Here is a 20,950-nt window from a genome sequence, read left to right on the forward strand (position 1 = left end):
ACCACAACTTATCAGTGAGCATTAATCGGGGCATGGTAATCTCGTAAGGTTTGTTTTTGGCGAAGTAAATTATACGAGATTACCGCTTACGCACAAAATTCAAACAAAGATCAACAGCCCCTAGAAAATAGTAATTAGGATGACACCCATCCTAATTACTACGAAAATATCTAAATTAAACAGGTGATAAGCTCAGTTAATACTTTATTACACGGAAAATGTAATGTTTAGTGCATAATCTAGAAAAGCAGAGAAACATGATAAATTCATAAAAGTAAGCTTTTATCACCTTTAAAGCTGCTCAAGCTGCAGTAATACCTTATAAAACGCCAATTAAAGCAGCATCAAACTCTTTTTATATTCTGGGCAAAAATACAATAATCGATTGAACCAAAATAGGAACTCGGCTATGGTTGGTTGACAGTCCAATATAAAATTAAAAACGAGTTATACCAATTTACTAATGAAGTTAGCTATTTTGAGGTAAGAACATCTTGTTGATAATGAACCTAAAATTTCGTTATTCTCTTCAATTTCTCTACAGTTGTAAATAATAAATTCAACGCAATTGTCGTCAGGTTTGAGCACTCAAACTGATTAAGTATTTTAACGGATTAGTATTAATGAGAGGCTTGTTTGCCTACCCAAGGATGTGTACATGTATCGAAATATATTCCTATTTTTATCAATGTTTTTATCTTTTTCAGTATTATCTGAAACATCTAGTGACAGTAAAAATATACAAAGAGCTGTTCTTGATTACATAGAGGCTCAGCACAACGTTGAACCTGCTCTAATGAAAAGAGGCTTAGATGAGAAACTAGCTAAAAGAACTTACTGGAAATCTGAAGATGGTTCAGAGTTCATAATGGAAACCGATTTTAAAACAATGGTGTGGGTGGCTGAAAACTACAACAAAGAGGGGGATAAATTTGCTGCCTCACCAAAAGTTGATATAGACATACTGGATATTGATAATCGAGTAGCATCAGTGAAGCTAACGGTCGATGATTGGATTGACTATATGCATTTGTATAAAAATGAAAATAAAGAATGGAAAATAATTAACGTTTTGTGGCAATACCACGATCCAAAAAAACACTCGAGTCAAAAGTAAGCTAACAATTTAATAAACAGGGCATAGTTAGCTTATTCCGCTGTTTAGTGTGCATCTCTTCATCACACTTAATGGTGGTATAAATATGAGTGAGCGATAATTTGTTAGTCCCTAAATTTAAAGTTGAACTTAATGGTATAGCGTTCGAAGATTAATTAGGTGGCTTTTCGTTTTATTTTATTGATTCAAATGCATGCTATGCAATAAGCCTTTACTTAATAATAAGTGCAAACAGCTTTTTAAAATGGAAGTTTCTATGAAAACAGCAGTATTAGCTTTAATGATTATGTTATTAACCGCCTGTAAAACAACAAATATAAATACAGTTTTACATCATGAATCATCAACTCAAGGAGTAATTTCTGGCAGTATGGCTTGGCCTATTGATGGCCCAGTGTATAACCCTTTAGTTTTTAAATTACGATCAACAGACACCGGGCAAGAGTATTCACTAGAAGTTCGCCCTTCATTTAATATATTTCATGGAAAAACAGAGGTTCAGTTTTCTTCTAATGGTTATGGTGGGACGACGTATGCGCTCGCCTTACCATCGGGCGAATATGAATTTTATAATTACAGCATGTATGATCTAAACGGGACAACGTGGTCTTCTAGAAATGATTATTCAATCCCTTTTAATGTATCCGCTAATCAAACTATCTATCTTGGTGAAATTAAGCTTCATGTTAAGAGCAGCACAGATTTTTTAGGCGGAGACGAATACCATGGCGGGTTCTGGACATTTGCAGATAAGCATAAGCGTGATTTAGCTATCCTATCAAAACACCAACAAAACCTATTTAATGAAAACACCTTAGTAAATATTCCAAAGAATAAACGTAAATTTACTGATCTAGTTTTATTACCTAGTGAAAAAATTAATCATGATGAGAGCGAAAAATGAAAATCAAAAATATTAAACCTCTTGCAATAATTATTGTGTTGTTAACTTCACTGCTTGGTTGTCAATCAACAAAAAGCAATAAAGCAGATATAGAGCATAAACAATATGCTACGTATTTTAGTGAACATAAAAACTATAAAGCTGCTATTGCAAATGATAATAAAAAAGAAGCCTACCGAGCACTCAATGCTATGTTTGAGCTCTCTAAATCAAATACAGATTATTATGCACTGACAGGAAATTTGCTAGCGAGTTCATTTGGTTCAGGTGCATTTAATAAATTAGATGAAAAGGAATTTAAAAAAATCGCCGCAGTGCTAGGGGACGAATTAGACTCGCAACTAAAGTTTAAAATTAAAAGTATTGAAAAATACTATGCTTTTAAAAAATTAGAACCAACAAAGCTACTGGCTTTGCATAATAATACCAATAAATATTGTCAAGCGGATAGCATCGCGATGCGTCTACCTATGACCGATGAAAATGAGGCATTACATTATTTAACTAGTAATGATTGTCTAAGTGATGCGTTAAAAGATGATCCAAATGCTAGAGCATTATACATAGAGCACTTAACATATATTGACAGTAGGCCAGATATGAAGCTACGCGCTGATGGATTCAAAATTTATGATACCAGCAGTAGTCAGTATTCTGCGTTGTCTCAAAAGCAACAATACGCGTTATTATCTGCCAAAGAACAGGTTTTTGCTCATTCTACTAAAACTAGAGCACCGACTTTCTCGCTTTCTGTAAAAAAAGGAGAGTTAGAAGAACCAGAAGCTATAAACAAAATTGCTGAACTATTACCATTAGCCGAAAAGGACCTAGCCAAAAATTATCAGCAGATTGAAGCATTATTTAATGAAATAGAAGTGATAAGTAAACAGAAATCTAAAACAGTTCCTGCGGTTTTAAATTTATTAGTATCGCTGGCTTTAGAGCAAAGTAACTTAATCGCGTTTGATAGTTATGTAAAAAAGATGAATAGTGCACAGTACTTAACTAAAGAGAATAACAATTATTTTAACCTATTAAGAATTATTATTCTCACTAAGAGTGAAGAGTATGCAAACGGTTTGAGCTATGTTGATACTTTAATATAAGCAAAGCCACGACTATTAGGATTTTTAATATGGATCAGATACCTTTGCTGATCCATATTTTCCCCTGATTTTATGGCAACACGGCGTAGGCAGCATTAAATTAGGATGATGGCCAATTAAAATATGAGGGGTAACTCCTTATAACCTCAAAAAAGCGGTTTAAAATTTTTAAAAACATCAACTAAAACAAGTTAATCTAAAGTATTGTTAGGTGAAACTGATTTATCAAACATTGGAATTATAATGAATAAAGAGCAAGCGCAGGCATATATTGAACAAAATATAAAGGAAGACGATACATTAATTGGTTTTTTTCAAGCTGTTTCGCCTCCAAAAATTTGGATGTTTTTCGTACTTGGTCCTTTAGCCATTCTTAGTATGAGAATGTACTTCTTGGCTGTTACTGAAAGAGGAATATATTTTCATAAGCTGAGCTTACTTGGTAAGTTTGAAGATAGTGATTTTTTTGAATTTGATGAAATTGAGAGTGTTAGAATTGGCAAAGGAATATTGCAAAGACCAATGAAATTTTATTTTAAAAACAGTAGAAAAATAAAAATAAAAGCTCAGTTAAAAGGCCATAAAAAAATTGCTAAAGTGACAGCCGATGTTCAAAGTTATATTGAAAATAGAATTCCTTTAGCACAATGATATTTTTTCTAATATCTAGTGTAATGTATGTTTTAGGGTTGTTGTTAATTAAACCGTCTCCTAATAGTTTAAAAGCTATACCGTTAACATATATGCAAAACTTCAAACTTATTCGGGCTTCACTGTGCTCAGGTGTTTTTCTATTATTTGTTTTTTTTATAACCTCAAATTACGGATTCCTGGCTGTCGATGAGTATATATATACTTTACTAGCTCTAAATAATGATTCAGAAAAAGCACTTTTATGGCCACTTCAATCAATAACGCATTTAATTATTCATACTGATCCAATGCATCTTTTAGCGAATGTTTGTGGGATAGCCTTAGCCTCGGTTTACGAACGCCGTGTTGGAGCTAAAAGGTTCTTATCTGTTTTAGCTATAGGTGGCATAGCTTCAATCCCATCAATATTTTTTTATTCAGAAACTGTGACGGTATGTGGCATTTCTGGCGGAGTATTTGGCTTAGCTGCGGCATATTTCACTGATGAAGATAAATTAACAATAAAAGAATGGGGCTCTGCAATATTATTATTTGCCTTTTTGATGTTTATATTTTCAATCGAAGGGGAGTTTACAAGTACCTCCAATGAAACGATAAATACACAAGTTGATCATATCGGGCATATATTTGGAGCAATTGGAGCAATTATTTATTGTAGACTCAAACCTTTGCGCCTAACAACCGAGGCTGACAATAAGCATTAAAGTTTACTTTTTTACCACAATAATTAACAGTAAATAACGCTGGCATCCATCCTACATTTTGAATGTAAATAACTCCCGGATTCAAAAATTGTGAGATCTAGGATGGCTGTTTTGTTTATTAGCGTTGTTTATTATTTTTGCAGCTAAAAAAACGGCTTCTTGTTTAAATTCAGTCGTATGAGTTTTACGTAGTTTCTTTGTTGTCATAAGTACCTCTATGATTATTGTACTTACTTAGTAGTGTGTCTAAAAGTAGTGGCAGGGATCAGTTTTAAACTATTAAAATAACTGTTGCTAAGTTTTAGTCTATTGTTAAATAATAGCATAAGGCTTAATACGTTTATTTCCAATTTATCTCATTTGGTTTACGCGAGCAACACTCAACCTTTAATTGTTTTAATTGGATAAGCTCTTCCGTTCTCTCTGTAACTGATTCAAATAAATTTTCATCTTCACAATTAATATCACTCAGTCCTACCCATGTATTTCTAGCTGATTTTTTAGCAGCATATAAACAGTGGTCGGCAATATCTAAAACTCGTTCCCATTTTAAACTTTCAGGATTATTGAGTGAAAAAGGAAAGCTTGCATAGCCAATAGAGCATGTTTTGCTAATACTATTTCCTTCACCAATAATAAAGTTGTGTTTTTCAACTGATTCTCTCAATTTTTCTGCTAACACAGGCGCGTTATTTCGATTTGTAAAACGGGCAACAATTAGAAACTCTTCGCCTCCCCATCTGACGAGGTAATCGGTGTCTTTAAATACGCGCTTTAAGATAGGCTTAATTTGCATTAAAACATTATCACCTGCGGTGTGACCATAAATATCGTTAACACGCTTAAAATGATCTAAATCGATTAGAAAGAAAATCAGATCAGACTCATTTCGTTCCTCAATGGTGTTCTCAAAACTAAGGGAGTGATGCTTCTGTAATACTAAATCAATATCACTTTTTAAATTATGTGCGATAAATCGTCGGTTATTTAGCCCCGTTAGTTCGTCAGTGCTGCTTATGTTTGCTAACTTTTCATTCGCTTTTTGCAAGCCTAATGTTCGTTTTGCTACTTTGATTTCTAGCTGTTCGTTTACTTTTTTAATAAAAATAATTTTTTTACGTTGTGCACGCACAAATAACCACATAATAAAAATCAATACTAAGCAATACAATGAATACGCCCACCAAGATAGCCAAGGCGGAGGTAGCACCGTGATTTTTAAAGCGGCACCTTGTTCATTCCAAATACCGTAAGAATTGCTTGCTTTAATTCGTAAAACATAATTGCCAGTGGGTAAATTGGTGTATGTCGCTCGGCGGTTTTTATAATCAGTAGTAATCCACTCGTCATTAACCCCTTCCATTTTGTAGGCATATTGATTTTTTTTAGGGTTTGAAAAGTGCAGCGCACTAAATTCAAATGCCACAAGGTTTTGTTGGTGGGTGAGGGTGACTTTTGACGTTGAATGAATTGCTTTAGCAAGAGTATAGCTATTACTTCGTGTTTGTTCACCGAAAGTCGATTTTTGACTTGGGAGTATACTTGTATTTTTGATAGGTACAGACTGGTTCGACAGTAGCATGTCAGTAAAAATAACCTTTGGTTGTTGGTTATCGCTAATTACTTTGTTTGGAAAAAAACGATTAAAGCCATTAATTCCACCGAAGAATAACTCTCCGTATTTACTTTTAAAGGATGCATCAGCATTGAATTCATTACTTTGTAATCCGTCATCCATATTATAGTTTTTAAATTTTTTAGTGTTGAGGTTAAAGTTAGATAAGCCTAGGTTTGTACTTAGCCATATTTCTCCTTTATCGTCCTCTTCAATACGATACACAACATTATTGGGTAAACCATCTTTTTCAAAGAAATGAGTGAAGTTTCCTGTTAGCTTATTAAATAAATTTAAACCGCTTGCTGTACCTACCCAAAGGTTTCCTAGGCTATCTTCAGTAATTGCATAAACAGTATTATTGCTCAGGCTGTTAGATTTTTTAGCTTTGTGCGTGTAATGGGTAAATTTTCCAGTGTCTGGATCAAAGTGATTAAGGCCTTTCCAAGTACCAATCCATAGCTTGCCTTGCCGGTCTTCGGTTATTACGCGAATACTGTCATTACTCAAACTGTTTGAGTTTGCTGGCTGATGGCGGTAATGGGTAAATTGTTCTGTAATGGGGTTAAAAAGATTAAGCCCTTTCCAAGTGCCTATCCAAATATTGCCTCGTTGGTCTTGTGTAATAGCACTTACGGCGTTATCGCTTAAGCTTTTAGAGTCATTAGTGTCGTGCTGATAGTGTGTAAACTGTTCTGTGGCGGGGTTAAAACGATTAAGGGCATTACCGTCAGTACCTATCCAGAGATTATTTTGATGATCTTCAGTGATAACATATATTTTATTGTCACTTAAACTATTGGAATTTGTTTTATCATTTTTATAATGAGTAAACTGCCCTGTAGCCGAATTAAAACGATTAAGACCGCCTCCCCACGTCCCAACCCAAAGCGTACCTTGTCGATCTTGAGTTATAGCTCGCACTATATTACTGCTTAAGCTATTAGGGTTTTTACTTTGATGATGGTAGTGGGTAAATTGTTTAGTTAGTGAGTTTAAACGATTAATGCCACCTCCATCGGTCCCTACCCAAAGATTACCTTGTTGGTCATAAGTAATTGCTCTTATACTATTATTACTTAAGCTATTAATATTACTTGTTTGATGCAGGTAGTGAGTAAATTTTTTAGTGATGGGATCAAAATGATTGAGGCCACCACCAAGAGTGCCTATCCAAAGAGATCCTTGATTATCAATAGTAATTGTACCTATTTCATCATGGCTCAAACTATTAAGGTTATTTTCTTTGTGACGATAGTGCGTAAATTGCTTGGAAGCAGTATCAAAATAATTGAGACCGCCGCCTTTAGTGCCTATCCAAAGGTTGCCTTGTTGATCTTTTACAATAGCACTAACAGCATTATCACTGATACTATTGGCATTTTCGAGTTGGTGTTTATAGTGGGTAAAATGTTTAGTCACAGGATTAAACTGATTGAGGCCACCACTCCAAGTACCCAGCCAAAGATTGCCTTTTAAATCTTTAGTTATAACGCTAACAGCATCGTTGCTTAAACTATGGGGATCTGCTTTTTTATGGCGATAGTCGGTAAACTGTTTTGTTACGGGATCAAAGCGATTAAGACCACCGCCATCAGTGCCGATCCAAATGTTACCTTCGCTATCTTGAGTTATTGCATGAACGGTATTATCACTTAAAGTATTGGGGTTCATCTCATTATAGCGGAAGTGGGTAAACTGTTCGGTAGTAGGATTAAATTGATTTAGGCCGCCTCCGCGAGTACCAATCCACAGATTTGACTGAAGATCTTCAAAAAGAACCGTAACGTAATTACTTGATAATGAGTGAGCATTATCAAAATTACTTTTGAAAATCTTAAATTCATAACCATCGTAACGGGCTAAGCCTTCCTCAGTGCCTATCCACATGAATCCTTGTTTATCCTGCAATATGGCTTTAGCACTACTTTGTGGTAAACCATCTTCAATAGATAAATGTTCAAAATGTACAGATGATCCTGCTGCGGCTAAGGCTAATGAAATTGACAGTCTTACTATTAGTAATCCTAGAATTAAATTTTTAATTGTTTTTGTCAAAAATTGAACCTCAATACATTTATTTTATAGAAAACATGGCATTAATTAATATAAATAATAGCTATATGTTCGGCTATTGTATAGAAATATGGAAGGGGGTTATTATCTTTACTAATTCATCATCAGGTAACCACTAATTTCGCGCTACTTATAACTATAATTGCAAACGAAAGCTAGCATATGCTAAGCCAAGTTCAAAATTGGGCAAAATACTTGAAGGTGCTTCTACATTTAAAAAACTCCAGAACAAAAAATACCGAACAACTAAAAAAAACCTCAATGCAATTTGCGCTGCAATCAAATCGCGCAAGTTGGGAGCCAACGTATGAAATAAAGGTAGCGGGGTTAGATGTATTAAAAAATTATTCTGCTAAATTGTCTAAAAAGTTTGGCTTTAATGTAATTTTACCCAGTGCAACTTTGCAAAGGTTAGCAGCACAAAGCCGTCTATCTATAGGTTCATACACCCAACTCCCAAGCTATAAAACCCTTACTCAAAACTGATATTTTGCTTTAAAAAGTAATCTCTAGCTTCATCAGTATGTGGCTTAAACGCTTTCCAGCGACCAATTGCTTTATTGTTGAGTGGCTGGCGTACTTGCACCTTGCTTGCGGTAGAAACTGGGGCGGTGTTTAAGTGAAAATCTATACATTGCTCTTGCCACTCTAAGTTACAAAAGCTGACTAATTCTTTAATTTGTTGCTCGGGCTGTGCGACCAATTCTTCGTATTTTACTAATTTTATATTGCTGTGTTGCATGCAAAAGTGCTGCATTAGTTTGTAAAAACGGCTGTAAAATTTAGCTGTATCGAGTAAGTCTAGCGAGTAGGCATAGTAGGGGTTATTAATGGTAAATAACTGGCGATAGTTACCAATACAGGTGTCCATTGGGTCGCGCAGCATACAAATGATTTTAGCGTTTGGCAGTGCTTTGGTTATTAAATCGATATAAAAAAAGTTAAACGGGAGCTTATCAATAAAGTGTTTATGGCTGCCTGTTATTACGCGTGTTGCGTTTAAATAGGTGCTGCCAAGCTGATTAAAATCAAGCTCGTAGGCCTTACTGAGCGTTTGAGTGTCGAGCACATGGTGTGTTTTTGTTTGGCTGAGATTTTTAACACTTAGGCCAAAGTCTTGTAATTCACCGGCTGACTGCACGTCGCTGTGGCTCGATAAAATACGCTCAACCAATGTGGTGCCAGAGCGGGGCATACCTAATACAAAAATAGGTTCGGCCGTTGGGTTACCTTGTGTTAGCGCTTGTTTGTGCTGCTCACTTAAGTGTTTAATATGTTCAAATAACTCAGTTGAGCTTTTATGATCAAACGGCTGCACAGCACGTTTTGCTACTTTACCCTGCTCTAACGCGTTAAAAGCCTCAGAAAATTCACCAAAATCTTGATACTCTTTTGCTAAAGCATGGCCAATATGTAGTTTTGCATCGGGGTGTGTTACTTGCTCAAACACGTTTTTTAAGCGCTCAATATGATTGTTTTGCACACTTACTTTAGTTAAATCACTTAATGCAAAATGACTTTGATGGTGCAGCGGGTTAAGCGCTATGGCATTTTCAAAAGCGTGTTGGGCTTTATCGAATAATCCTAAAAACTTAGCGCTTACACCGTAGTTATAATAAAACGGTGGTTGAGCTTTGTTAGCTGCTTTAGCCAGTTTAATAGCGCATTCAAAGTAGTTAAGCGCCTGCTTGTGAATGCCTGCTTGAGTAAGGGCTACGCCGAGTGTATCAGCATCAAGTGATTTAGTTATTTGCTTTAATGAAACCGATAGCGCGGTGTTTTTTGCTTTTTGTAATTCGCCAGTAAGTGCGTAACATTTAGCAAGTTGCGCGGTGTATTCAATACTTTGACCAAGGGTGAGGGCTTTTTCGATGAGCTTTATTGCTTTGTGTATTTGCCCAACAGTTAAATTAACCATTGCCAGCAAAAAATACCCATCAGCAAAATCAGGTTTGAGTGTAACTAACTCCGCTAGGGCTTTGTGTGCTTGCTCTATTTTACCTTGGTTTAAATGTTTAATTGCGCTTTGATGAAGTTGCTTTAAATTTGGCTGCATGGTTTTTGGTAATTATTATTTTGTAAAAGAAAATAAAAAGGCTCAAATAAATTTGAGCCTTAAAACAGTGTTTAAAAAGTGAGACTGTTTAAAAGTCGCTTAAATTATATTTCAAATTTGTAGTTAAATTTAATACCTACCGTAAGCGGGCGATTAATGTAATGGCCGTAGTTACGCTGTATATCGGCGCCGTTCGCTGATGTTATATCCGCATTTGAACGACGAACTGAGGTAACTGCATATTTGTTAAATAGGTTATCAACATATAGGGTAGTTGACCATGCATCGGCCGTTAATTTAGCAGATATATTACTTAAGCTATAACCCGGTAGTGTTTCGCCGTTATCACGAAGACCCACTCTTGAAAGTACGTCGCTTTGCGCGGTTAAACCGTAGTTAATATCAAGCGTTTTGTTGTTAAACACCTCGGCTTGATAGTTTACACCCATCGAAAATTGGTTTTCAGGTGAGCCCGGTAAACGATCGCCGTCTTCTGCGCCACCGGTGCCATCGGCATTAAACAAAAAGGGGGCATCTGATGTTAGCTCTGCTTTTGTATAAGCATAGGTTGCATAAAGCGAAAATGCATCTGATAAAATTGCACGGGTTGAAATTTCAATCCCTTTTGCATTCGCGCTGCCTGCGTTTGAAAGATACGTTAATTGCCCTACATCGGTAGCGCCAGAGATTTGTGCATCATCCCAATCTACGTTAAATAACGCGGCGTTAAAGTGTAGTTGGCTTCTAAACCATGTGCTTTTAAAACCTAGCTCGTAATTTGTAGTGGTATCAGCATCGTAAAGCATTTCGTCAGATTGGCCACAACCCGTTTGCTGATCGGCAGGTAGTGGATCAGGGCAAGCGACCAAGCCGTTTGAGCCACCAATTCTAAACCCTTCACTTACCGTTACATAGCCCATTACTGAATCAGTAAACTGGTACTTAGCATTAAATTTAAATAAATTCCCGTTATCACTCGCGTCACTGTTTTCATAATTAATACTGATATCATTAGGACCAGCGCTACCCGATAAGGTGTTAGCAAGTGGGAAGTCAAACGCAGCTTTTGCTTGTATATCGTATTCATAAAAGCGTGCGCCAATAGTAATGTCTAATTTATCGGTGACTTGGTAACCCACCTCGCCAAAAAGTGCAGATTCAGTGATTTTACTGCTGGTTAATTCTAAGTATTCTAATGCATCAGGGCGTACTTGTTCGCCTTTGACAAATACATCGTAGTTTGGAGTAAACTCTCTGCTGGAGGCATCCGTTTCTGTTTTGTTGTAAAAGCCACCCACAATCCAGTTAAAGTCGCTGTCGCTTTGCGACACTAAGCGAATTTCTTGAGTAAAGGTGTCTTCTTCGTCTATTTCACGGGTAAAAGCAGAGAACGAAGGAAATTCTTCATAGCCGTAATCTAGGCGAATAAGTAAGTCTGTTTGGTCGCGTTGGCCATCGGCATCAAAGCGTGAAATACCGGTTGCCGATACCAGCTCTGCAAAACCTAAGTCGGCTTTTAGCTCAAGGCTTAGTAATTGATCTTTTTTCTCGCGGGGCTCCGCATAGCGGTAAGCTGATTCGTATTTACCTATTACGTCGCTTAAACCGTTGTTTGCATTAAGGCTGTTGTAATGAACAATCGAGCGGCCTTCGCTGTCTTGGTTTTGGTAAAAGTAGTTAAGCGTCCCTTCAAACGACTCATTTGGTTTGTAGCGTAAAGAAATGCGGCCTGTGGTCGTGGTTTCACCGTTGGCGTCTTTTATGTTTTTAAGGTTGTTAGTAACCGCTGAACTGTCGCTCCAATCAGGATCGGTTATTGATACACCTGGCTCGCGCACAACATAACCGTAATCGATATAACCTGGGTCTTCGTAAACATTTAAACTGGCGCGCACTGCAAGTGTGTCTTCAATAAGTGGCAGGTTAAATATAAAGCCTCCTCCACCGCCAACAGAGTCACTTTCTTTTGTTTGAAATAGGTCGCCGTAAACTTCAAGCGATGTAAAATCAAGCTCAGGCTGTTTAAGCATATAGCGAATTGCACCGCCTAATGTGCCTGCACCATAAAGGGTGCCTTGTGGCCCAATGAGTACTTCAACACGCTCAATATCTACTAGGCGCATATCTACCGAAACTGGAATTTCATTTATATAGGTAGAAACTGTGCCGCCATCCGACGATGGACCAGAAGAGTTTGTATTTAAACCACGAACAATAATAGGTGAGCCAGAGCGGCCACCTTGATCGGTAATTGTTAAACCAGGTACCCAGCGCGCTACATCCGCAAGCTCACTGATATTTTGGTCTTTCATAATATCTGCATCAAGGGCTGTAATATTTAACGGTGCATTTTGCACAGAGCCGCTGCGCCTTGTTGCTGTAACTTCAATTACTTCGAGTGATTTACTTTTAGCTGCAACTTCTTCTTGAGCAAGTGCGGCATTAGGCAATAAAAATACGCTAGAAACAGCGCTCGAAATAGCCAAGGTTAACAAGCTTGGTTTAAACATAAAAAGTGATCCCTAGTTCAAATGTTTTACATTAGTAAATTAAGTTAAGCAGTCTATCAGGGAGTTAAGTAGCTGGGAATGTTTAAATTGAATTTTAATTCACTTTTATAGAATAAATATGGTTTTCATGTGTGGTTTTTATTTAGTTAATAGGCAATACAAGCAATAGCTTAGTGCAATTAAGTACAGTTAGGTTAAAAATCACACACTTGTTTAAAGGTAAATAGTCATTCATTTTTAACGATGGCGTTATGGTGAATTTGTTAAATAATATTTTATTAAAATCGATATTTCATAATGTCATTACTTATACTTTTATTAGCACTATTAAAGTGTATTTTGATCCCCATTAAGAGTGTTAAGTCACCATTATAAGTGACAGTATAAGTGACAGTATAAGTTATTGAGTGAGCGTGTTTGATTGCCGCTTCGTATTCTCTTTTTTATTTTGTCCGCACTTTTGTGTGTGTGTTTTTAAGGATCAACAATGAGCCAACTATTTTCGCCTTTATCACTTGGGCAAGTAACGTTAGATAACCGTATTATTATTGCTCCCATGTGCCAGTATTCAGCAAACAATGGCGCTGCTAGCGATTGGCATACTATTCATTTAGGTCAATTGAGTTTGAGTGGTGCAGGGTTACTTATTTTAGAAGCAACAGCAGTAAACCCAGAAGGGCGTATTAGCTACGGCGATTTAGGGCTTTGGAATAACGAAACCCAGCAAGCGCTAGGCAAAAGCCTAAAAGCAGTGAGACAATACAGCTCTATGCCTATTGGTATTCAGTTAGCACATGCTGGGCGTAAGGCCTCTACTGGTAAACCGTGGGAAGATGTTGGCGCTATTGCACCTGATGATGTCAATGGCTGGCAAACAGTAGCACCTTCTGCAATTGCGTATGACGATAAAAGCCCTGTGCCAAAAGCAATGAGCCAAGATGACATAGATTTATTAGTTAAAGATTTTGTAAGTGCAGCTAAACGCGCTGATGAACTCGGTCTTGATTTAATAGAGCTACATGGTGCGCACGGTTACTTGCTGCATCAATTTTTGTCACCACTTTCAAATAAGCGCGATGACAACTACGGTGGCAGCTTAGAAAACAGAATGCGCTTATTGCTTGATGTGTTCAAAGCAGTAAGAGCGGTATTCCCAAGCACAAAAGCAGTAGGTGTTCGTATTTCGGCAACCGATTGGGTTGCAGGCGGCTGGGATTTAGAACAATCGATAGTGCTTAGTAAAGCGCTCGATGAGCTCGGCTGTGACTTTATTCATGTAAGTACTGCGGGCCTAAGCCCTGAGCAACAAATACCAGTAAAACCTAATTTCCAGGTACCGTTTGCAACAGCAATAAAAGAAGCAGTTAAAATGCCTGTTATAGCGGTGGGTTTAATTACACAGGCGCAACAAGCCGAAGATATTATTAGTAAGCAGCAAGCCGATGGTGTAGCGCTTGCGCGTGGCATTTTATATAACCCACATTGGCCGTGGCATGCAGCTGCTGAGCTTGGCGCTACAGTGACTGCACCAAAACAGTATTTACGTTCAAGCCCATATGGACAGCCATCACCAATAAAATAAGTAAATTACGAGGTTATAACCCAACCCGCGTTTGCGGGTTGGGTTTTATTATTTTTAGAGAGTAGAGACACACATGACTCAAACAGGCGTTTCACCACAACCACTTAGCAATACACTCGTTACTATTATTGCTTTGTGTTGCGGTCTTATTGTTGCCAATATTTACTACGCTCAACCTATTATTGAGTTACTCGCCCCAGAGGTGGGACTAAGTGCGCACAGTGCTAGCCTTATCGTATCGCTTACACAAATAGGCTACGCTTTGGGGTTGTTTTTTTTAGTGCCATTAGCTGACTTAATTGAAAATAAGCGTTTAATGCTTATTACTTTAGCTGTGTCGTTTTTGAGTTTAATAGGTACAGCGCTTGCTGATTCACCTAATGTAATGCTTATTTTATGTTTAATGATAGGCATGAGCTCGGTTTCTGTTCAGGTGCTTATTCCTCTTGCTGCGCATTTATCGTCTGACGAAAAACGCGGGCAGGTTCTTGGCAATATTATGGCGGGTCTCTTGCTAGGTATTTTGCTGGCAAGACCTATATCGAGCTTAATAGCCGATCACTTTGGTTGGCGCGCTGTATTTTACTTTGCAGCAGGGTGTATGGTGTTTATTGCAGGCGTAATTTATTTTGCTATTCCAAGCAGGCAACCTACCCATAAAACAACGTATTTTAAGTTATTAAAATCGCTTAAACAGTTAATGATTAGCCAACCAGTGCTGCGCCAACGTTCATTTTTTCAAGCGTTAATGTTTGCATCGTTCAGCTTATTTTGGACGAGCGTACCGGTTGTGCTTGCCCGTGAGTATGGTTTATCGCAATCAGAAATAGCATTGTTTGCCTTAGTGGGTGCTGCTGGTGCCGTAGCGGCACCTATTGTTGGTCGCTTGGCTGATAAAGGCTACACACATCAGGTATCTTTACTTGCTAAAATAATTGCGGCAGTGTGCTTTTTACCAAGCTTATTTGAGTTACCTTACGGTATTATAGTATTGGCGTTAACCGGTGTATTTATTGATTTTGCTGTGCAGGCCAATATGGTATTGGGGCAACGTGCAGTGTACGCACTAGAGCCACAAAGCCGTGCGCGTTTAAACGCTATTTACATGACGAGTATATTTGTAGGTGGCGCAGTAGGCTCGCTTATTGCCAGCCCATTATATGAAGCGGGCGGTTGGACAGGTATTGCACTGGTTGCCACGGGCATGCCGCTTATTTCGTTGATTGGCTATTTGGTTACAACTAAAAAGCAAAGTAAGGCTGTGAGTTAAATAACTATCGCACAGAGCACAATAAAGTCACCATGTTGCGTGGTGACTTTATTTAGATTATTTAGTGCTTAATTAAGTAGCCTGTTTTTTTGCGTTTGAGAACGAGCTACCAACAGATGCAGTAATAACAAGCAAAATAGCGAGCCACTGCCATAAAGTAAGTAACTCGCCTAAAATAATAAATCCAGCGAGCGAGGCTATTGCAGGCTCTAAGCTCATCATGACGCTAAACCCTTGCGATGGCATATTACGCAGAGCAACCATTTCGAGTGTGTAAGGTAATGCACTTGATAAAATAGCAATACCAATCCCTAATGGGATAATTTCCCATGTAAACGCGGCGCTTTGCATAATGCCGCCGTAAGGCACTAGCACTATAGCGGCAACAGTCATGCCCAATGCGACAGTGGCTCCACCAGAACTTTGCACTCCCGTTTTTTTGCCAAATAATATATAGCCTGCCCAACATGCACCCGCCCCAAGAGCAAGTGCTACACCCAATGGATCAAGACTATCTTTGCCGCTCATATCTGGAAGCAAAAGCAAAATGCCAGCAATAGCGCAGGCAACCCAAAATAAATCACGTTTTCGGCGCGAGGAAAATAAAGCAACAGCAAGGGGGCCTGTAAATTCAAGTGCGACACCAATGCCTAGTGGAATACGTTCAATGGCGTAATAAAATAAAATATTCATACCGCCAAGGCTTAATCCATACACTATGATAGGGATACGATTACCTTGACTAGGTAGGTGTTTCCAAGGTTTAAACACCAAGCAGAGTATGAGAGCTGAAAACCCCAGCCTTAAAGCTGTTGTGCCTTCAGGACCTACAACAGGAAATAATTGTTTAGCGATTGAAGCACCAGATTGAATAGTCACCATAGCAAGTAGTACACACATAACTGCTAATAAAAATTCTTTTGAAGGTGATTGCATTTTTATCCTTTAATGGACGAGTCTGTCAAAAATGAGCGAGTGTGCGTAAAGTTGACGCAGCCTGAGTTAATAGCGGCATAGTATCTTTTTTTTAAATTAGAGGTAAGTGCATACGACTAAAAATAGAAGCGATAACTCGGTCATTAGATTAATGGGCGTTTTTGTGTACAAGGCCGCTGAGTGGGTAACGGGCCTACTTTTTAATCATTAGGATAAGTAACACCTAATTGAGTACGCGCAGTATCAAGTACATGCATGACACTTTTTGAAAGCTGATACGTATTAACATCTGACTCACACTTACCTTGATTAACCATTTGCATAAAATGGTCCACTTCAAATTTCATAAAGTGTTCGTCAAACGCGATAGACACTAATTCGTGATCCCCATTATTAGCAATAAATTCTACTTTTTTAAGTTGTGATACGGCCTCGATACGAATACGGCCAAGTTCGCCTTGTATTTCGGTAATATTATCGCCTTGCGATATTTTAGAATAACTAATAACAGCTTGTTTATCTGCGTAGTTTAGTAATATATCCCCCGCACCATCTACGCCGGTATCAAGTAATACGCCACTGGCACTTACGCTTTGCGGCGCTCCCCAAAGAGCAATCAATAAATACAGTGGGTAAATCCCTAAATCTACCAGTGCACCGTTAGCAAACTCAGGTAAAAATGTATTTGGACGTTCGCCATTTTTATATTTATCGTAGCGAGACGAATACTGACTATATTGACCTATGTATTTACGTGGCGTGCCAATTTTTATCATTGCCTGTTGTAGTCGTGCAAAGTTAGGCAAGTGAGTGGTCATCATCGCTTCCATGTATAAGCGCTGATGTTTTTTTGCGGTAGCAATAATAGTTGCAAGCTCTTTAGAGTTTGCTGCAGAGGGTTTTTCGCCAAGGACATGTTTACCTGCTTCTAGGCACATAACTGCGTATTGTTTGTGTAAGCTATTTGGCGCGGCTATGTAGACGGCATCAACATTTTGATCTTGGCATACTTGCTCTATTGAGGTGAAAATTTTTGCTTGTGTATTGTGTGGGTGTTTGGCTAAAAACGCTTTGCCACTCGACTGCGCGCGCGAACAAACCCCGTATAAATTAAAATCGTTTAACGTATTTGCAGCGGCTAACAATGTGTCACTAATAAAATTGGTGCCAACAATAACAAAGTTCATACTCACTCCTTAGAAAATATAAGCGCATTGATTGTATCATTTTAAAATTATGGCGTGCTTTTCTTTGTTGGTTAAGTTTTTAAGGCTAGGCGCCACTTAGATTAACCCTTTTCTTTAACTGTGTATTTACGCAATATAAATAGCGATTAATTCGCTGATTTTATGTATTGTGGTGTAAATAAAAAGTAAATGGCTAAGCTGTATGAGCACAGAGTATGATTACATTATAATTGGCGCAGGCAGTGGCGGCTGCGTTATTGCATCGCGTTTGTCAGAGGACAAAAATGTAAGTGTATGCTTAATTGAAGCTGGCAAGAGCGATAATAGTGCGTTTGTGCAAATGCCTGCAGGCATTGCGGCGAGCGTACCTTATGGTATTAATAGCTGGCATTACAATACCGTGCCGCAAAAAGCGCTTAATAATCGTTGTGGGTTTGTACCACGCGGCAAAGTACTGGGTGGCTCAAGCTCGACTAATGCGATGGTTTACATAAGAGGCAATAAATACGATTACGACCAATGGGCGGCTAATGGCAATACGGGTTGGGATTTTGAGAGTTTACTGCCTTATTTTATTAAAGCCGAAAATAATAAAGCGTTTGTGAATAATGATCTCCACGGCACTCAAGGTTTGCTACACGTACAAGAGCTAAGTAATCCAAGCGATGTAAACCAGTGCTTTTTAAATGCCTGTGTCGAGCAGGGCGTTGATATAAACGACGATATAAATGGCGAAGAACAAAGTGGCGCACGTTTATCGCAAGTAACTCAGCATAATGGCGAACGTTGTAGTGCAGCAAAAGCGTATTTAACCCCGTATTTAAACCGCCCAAATTTAACGGTATTAACCAATAGCCACGTTAATAAAATAAATATAAAAAATAAGACCGCAAAAGGCGTGCAAATAGAGCGCAATAATCAAGTTATTGATCTGCTAGCAAGAAAAGAAGTAATACTGAGTGCTGGAGCGATTAATTCACCGCAAATATTAATGCTTTCAGGCATTGGTCCAAAGGATCATCTCAATGCGCATAGTATTAAAGTAGAACACGAACTTGACGGCGTGGGTGCTAATTTACAGGATCATCTAACGGTAGTGCCACTTTATAAATCAAAAACAAGTAAAGGCACCTTTGGTGTAAGCCCGCTTGGTATTGCTAGCATTTTTAAAGAATGTGTAAATTGGTTTACTAAACGAGAAGGGCGATTAACCAGCAATTTTGCTGAATCCCATGCGTTTATTAAATTATTTAAAGACTCGCCTGCACCTGATGTGCAACTAGAGTTTGTAATTGGGCTGGTGGACGATCATAGTCGTAAACTACACACAGGGCATGGTTACAGTATTCACAGTAGTATTATGCGTCCTAAAAGCCGTGGCACTATTACGTTAGCGGATAACAACCCACGTAGTGCACCGCTTATAGACCCTAATTATTTAAGCCACCCAGATGATTTAACTGTAATGCTTGCGGGCCTTAAAAAAACCTTGGCTATTATGCAAAGCCCTGCCTTTGATAACATACGCGGTAAAATGGTGTATCCGCTTGATATAAATAATGATGAGCAGCTGATTGCATTTATTCGTCAAACTGCAGATACCGAATATCACCCAGTGGGAACATGTAAAATGGGGCAAGACTCAATGGCTGTAGTGGATACTAATTTGCGAGTTCATGGGATGAGTAATTTACGTGTAGTTGATGCGTCTATTATGCCTAGCATAATTACCGGAAACACTAATGCCCCGGTAATTGCGATTGCTGAAAAAGCAGCTGATTTAATTAAGTGCGCAAATGTTTAATTAGGGCGTGTTCAAAGACCCTTAGTTATAAAAATCGTTTAGCCATTGTTGCCAATTGCTTTCAAGGCGTAGCATTTGCTGATGTTTTTTAGCGTTTATGTGCTTAGTTTCATCTTCATTTGCCATATATGGCCCAACGCGACAAAGCGGGCAATGGTTTGGTGTTAAGTACGCTGGTTTTTTAAGCTGTGCACTTAATTCATTGGTGTGAGTATTCATCGCTTTTGGGCTAAATACGTACGTTATACCGCTGGTATCTTTTACGTGTTTATCGCGGTCAACGTTACGAATTTTATAGCCTTCAAAGCGACTAATATCAAAAGGCATTTGGCCTAAATATTCAGCGCTTAAACCGTTATTTAAACTGCCTTCTATATTCCATTCGCGATAGGGTTTTACATCTTTAGAGGTAATGTAGCACAGCATAGGACCATTTTTATCAAGCGCGTATTCATTAGCGTATTTAATAAATTGATGCAGTAAAGCGCGGTTAAGTACATTCATGCTGGTTTGGCGCGTGTTATTTTCAAATGCTTCACGACCAACAAAGGCAGGTATAAGCGGAAACTGAAAAATGACTACATCAAAGCTATTTAAATAACCGTCTAAGCTTTGCCAGCACGCTGTATTTGTGACATCAAAACGATTAAGCACTTCAACGTTATGCGCTTTTAAATTATTGAGCGCATTATCGGGATACTTATGTTCAATAGTGGTTGCATCATCGTAGGTAGAGGCGACTAATAGGTGTGGCTTTAGATGATTATGTATAGCGCTTGAAAACGATAAATCGCCATCGCCCACGGTGAGTACTCGCCAATTAGGATTTAAATACATACTTATTTAGCGGTGCTATTTTTAGCTTGGCTGGTGTTATCAGTGCTTTTTTGAGAATGTGCTGCAAGTAAGCGATGAAACGCGAGTCTGGTTTTTAACCCTTCAATTGCGATTTGTTTAATAATAAGATTAAAAGTAATTAAAATGGCAAATGCAATATGAATAGGCCCGTGGGTAAATCCTGCATCTGTATCGTAAAGTGTTAAACCAAATAATAAAAATAAGACGACTAAGAAAATCTCGAGTAATTGACTTGAATAAAAGCTCAAACGACCTTCGCTTTTATGATCTTTTTTAATGCGAATAGCGCAAAAAAAAGGGATCACTTTGATTTTAAATGCAGCGTTTTTCTCTACGTAGTTTTCGCCTAGTTCATCGAGCTGTTGGCGTAATTGGTCAATCATGGTGTGTCCTTAAATAGCAGTGCGCGGATATTACCTTATTACCGAACAATATTTAAGTTTACAGCTGCTATTTAACCTGAACTCTGGTTAATAGATTTGCTAACACATTGAATTATGGTGATATTTAAATTTATTTTCTCTAGCCAGAGATTTTCTGTGAGAACAAGGCGAATTTACGCGTCAATAGC

The 20,950-nt window shown here is 38.1% G+C and carries 16 protein-coding genes; 9 read left to right on the plus strand and 7 right to left on the minus strand.

From position 1 onward, the window contains the following. Window positions 1-658 precede the first annotated feature (658 nt). The 5 genes from H5119_RS16910 (at window position 659) to H5119_RS16930 (ending at window position 4,485) form a co-directional block, all read left to right on the plus strand. Window positions 659-1,117: a nuclear transport factor 2 family protein gene (locus H5119_RS16910; protein WP_077535636.1), complete on the plus strand. Its 459-nt coding sequence runs from the start codon at window positions 659-661 to the stop codon at window positions 1,115-1,117. A 256-nt stretch (window positions 1,118-1,373) separates the two neighbouring features. Beyond that, complete coding sequence (locus H5119_RS16915; RefSeq protein WP_182703053.1) at window positions 1,374-2,021, plus strand: hypothetical protein; 648 nt, start codon at window positions 1,374-1,376, stop codon at window positions 2,019-2,021. Beyond that, on the plus strand, window positions 2,018-3,127 hold the full coding sequence (locus H5119_RS16920; protein WP_182703054.1) for a hypothetical protein: 1,110 nt from the start codon (window positions 2,018-2,020) through the stop codon (window positions 3,125-3,127). The genes H5119_RS16915 and H5119_RS16920 overlap by 4 nt, the downstream gene beginning before the upstream one ends. Window positions 3,128-3,370: 243 nt before the next feature. Beyond that, window positions 3,371-3,778 carry a PH domain-containing protein gene (locus tag H5119_RS16925; RefSeq protein ID WP_182703055.1) on the plus strand — a complete coding sequence of 136 codons (408 nt, stop codon included), beginning with the start codon at window positions 3,371-3,373 and terminating at the stop codon, window positions 3,776-3,778. Beyond that, window positions 3,775-4,485, plus strand: coding sequence for a rhomboid family intramembrane serine protease (locus tag H5119_RS16930; protein WP_182703056.1), 711 nt, complete (start codon window positions 3,775-3,777; stop codon window positions 4,483-4,485). The genes H5119_RS16925 and H5119_RS16930 overlap by 4 nt, the downstream gene beginning before the upstream one ends. A 340-nt stretch (window positions 4,486-4,825) precedes the next feature. Here H5119_RS16930 and H5119_RS16935 read toward each other — a convergent pair whose 3' ends face one another. After that, window positions 4,826-8,158: a ligand-binding sensor domain-containing diguanylate cyclase gene (locus H5119_RS16935; protein ID WP_182703057.1), complete on the minus strand. Its 3,333-nt coding sequence runs from the start codon at window positions 8,156-8,158 to the stop codon at window positions 4,826-4,828. 180 nt (window positions 8,159-8,338) lie between these two features. Here H5119_RS16935 and H5119_RS16940 point away from each other — a divergent pair, with 180 nt between their 5' ends. After that, window positions 8,339-8,662, plus strand: coding sequence for a hypothetical protein (locus H5119_RS16940; RefSeq protein ID WP_182703058.1), 324 nt, complete (start codon window positions 8,339-8,341; stop codon window positions 8,660-8,662). Here H5119_RS16940 and H5119_RS16945 read toward each other — a convergent pair. After that, window positions 8,649-10,232 (minus strand): sulfotransferase, encoded by a 1,584-nt coding sequence (locus H5119_RS16945; protein WP_182703059.1) that lies wholly within the window; start codon window positions 10,230-10,232, stop codon window positions 8,649-8,651. The two genes, H5119_RS16940 and H5119_RS16945, sit on opposite strands and share 14 nt — an antisense overlap. Window positions 10,233-10,336: 104 nt before the next feature. Next, window positions 10,337-12,742, minus strand: a complete 2,406-nt coding sequence (locus H5119_RS16950) for a TonB-dependent receptor (RefSeq protein WP_182703060.1) — start codon at window positions 12,740-12,742, stop codon at window positions 10,337-10,339. A 487-nt stretch (window positions 12,743-13,229) separates the two neighbouring features. Here H5119_RS16950 and H5119_RS16955 point away from each other — a divergent pair, with 487 nt between their 5' ends. Beyond that, on the plus strand, window positions 13,230-14,324 hold the full coding sequence (locus H5119_RS16955; RefSeq protein WP_182703061.1) for an NADH:flavin oxidoreductase/NADH oxidase: 1,095 nt from the start codon (window positions 13,230-13,232) through the stop codon (window positions 14,322-14,324). A gap of 73 nt (window positions 14,325-14,397) precedes the next feature. Then, complete coding sequence (locus tag H5119_RS16960) at window positions 14,398-15,594, plus strand: MFS transporter (RefSeq protein ID WP_182703062.1); 1,197 nt, start codon at window positions 14,398-14,400, stop codon at window positions 15,592-15,594. 72 nt (window positions 15,595-15,666) lie between these two features. On the opposite strand, the gene H5119_RS16965 is transcribed toward H5119_RS16960, so the two are convergent. Both H5119_RS16965 and H5119_RS16970 read right to left on the minus strand, forming a co-directional pair. Then, window positions 15,667-16,530, minus strand: a complete 864-nt coding sequence (locus tag H5119_RS16965) for a DMT family transporter (RefSeq protein WP_182703063.1) — start codon at window positions 16,528-16,530, stop codon at window positions 15,667-15,669. A gap of 200 nt (window positions 16,531-16,730) precedes the next feature. Beyond that, entirely contained in the window at window positions 16,731-17,717 is a 987-nt protein-coding gene (locus tag H5119_RS16970; RefSeq protein WP_182703064.1) for a Gfo/Idh/MocA family protein, read from the minus strand. Window positions 17,718-17,919: 202 nt separating this feature from the next. Here H5119_RS16970 and H5119_RS16975 point away from each other — a divergent pair, with 202 nt between their 5' ends. After that, window positions 17,920-19,521 (plus strand): GMC family oxidoreductase, encoded by a 1,602-nt coding sequence (locus H5119_RS16975; RefSeq protein ID WP_182703065.1) that lies wholly within the window; start codon window positions 17,920-17,922, stop codon window positions 19,519-19,521. Between the two features lie 21 nt (window positions 19,522-19,542). Here H5119_RS16975 and H5119_RS16980 read toward each other — a convergent pair whose 3' ends face one another. Then, window positions 19,543-20,358: a class I SAM-dependent methyltransferase gene (locus H5119_RS16980; RefSeq protein WP_182703066.1), complete on the minus strand. Its 816-nt coding sequence runs from the start codon at window positions 20,356-20,358 to the stop codon at window positions 19,543-19,545. Window positions 20,359-20,360: 2 nt separating this feature from the next. Further along, entirely contained in the window at window positions 20,361-20,762 is a 402-nt protein-coding gene (locus H5119_RS16985) for a hypothetical protein (protein WP_077535658.1), read from the minus strand. Between the last annotated feature and the right edge of the window lie 188 nt (window positions 20,763-20,950).

It is taken from the genome of Pseudoalteromonas sp. SG45-5 (assembly GCF_014164085.1).
GTDB lineage: Bacteria > Pseudomonadota > Gammaproteobacteria > Enterobacterales > Alteromonadaceae > Pseudoalteromonas > Pseudoalteromonas aliena.

Bases quoted from the DNA above. Each gene is read 5' to 3' on its own strand.
- H5119_RS16960 (WP_182703062.1), top strand. From the start codon at position 14,398: ATGACTCAAACAGGCGTTTCACCACAACCACTTAGCAATACACTCGTT.
- H5119_RS16915 (WP_182703053.1), top strand. From the start codon at position 1,374: ATGAAAACAGCAGTATTAGCTTTAATGATTATGTTATTAACCGCCTGT.
- H5119_RS16965 (WP_182703063.1), bottom strand. From the start codon at position 16,530: ATGCAATCACCTTCAAAAGAATTTTTATTAGCAGTTATGTGTGTACTA.
- H5119_RS16920 (WP_182703054.1), top strand. From the start codon at position 2,018: ATGAAAATCAAAAATATTAAACCTCTTGCAATAATTATTGTGTTGTTA.
- H5119_RS16910 (WP_077535636.1), top strand. From the start codon at position 659: ATGTATCGAAATATATTCCTATTTTTATCAATGTTTTTATCTTTTTCA.
- H5119_RS16930 (WP_182703056.1), top strand. From the start codon at position 3,775: ATGATATTTTTTCTAATATCTAGTGTAATGTATGTTTTAGGGTTGTTG.
- H5119_RS16980 (WP_182703066.1), bottom strand. From the start codon at position 20,358: ATGTATTTAAATCCTAATTGGCGAGTACTCACCGTGGGCGATGGCGAT.
- H5119_RS16985 (WP_077535658.1), bottom strand. From the start codon at position 20,762: ATGATTGACCAATTACGCCAACAGCTCGATGAACTAGGCGAAAACTAC.
- H5119_RS16950 (WP_182703060.1), bottom strand. From the start codon at position 12,742: ATGTTTAAACCAAGCTTGTTAACCTTGGCTATTTCGAGCGCTGTTTCT.
- H5119_RS16970 (WP_182703064.1), bottom strand. From the start codon at position 17,717: ATGAACTTTGTTATTGTTGGCACCAATTTTATTAGTGACACATTGTTA.
- H5119_RS16955 (WP_182703061.1), top strand. From the start codon at position 13,230: ATGAGCCAACTATTTTCGCCTTTATCACTTGGGCAAGTAACGTTAGAT.
- H5119_RS16975 (WP_182703065.1), top strand. From the start codon at position 17,920: ATGAGCACAGAGTATGATTACATTATAATTGGCGCAGGCAGTGGCGGC.
- H5119_RS16940 (WP_182703058.1), top strand. From the start codon at position 8,339: ATGCTAAGCCAAGTTCAAAATTGGGCAAAATACTTGAAGGTGCTTCTA.
- H5119_RS16945 (WP_182703059.1), bottom strand. From the start codon at position 10,232: ATGCAGCCAAATTTAAAGCAACTTCATCAAAGCGCAATTAAACATTTA.
- H5119_RS16925 (WP_182703055.1), top strand. From the start codon at position 3,371: ATGAATAAAGAGCAAGCGCAGGCATATATTGAACAAAATATAAAGGAA.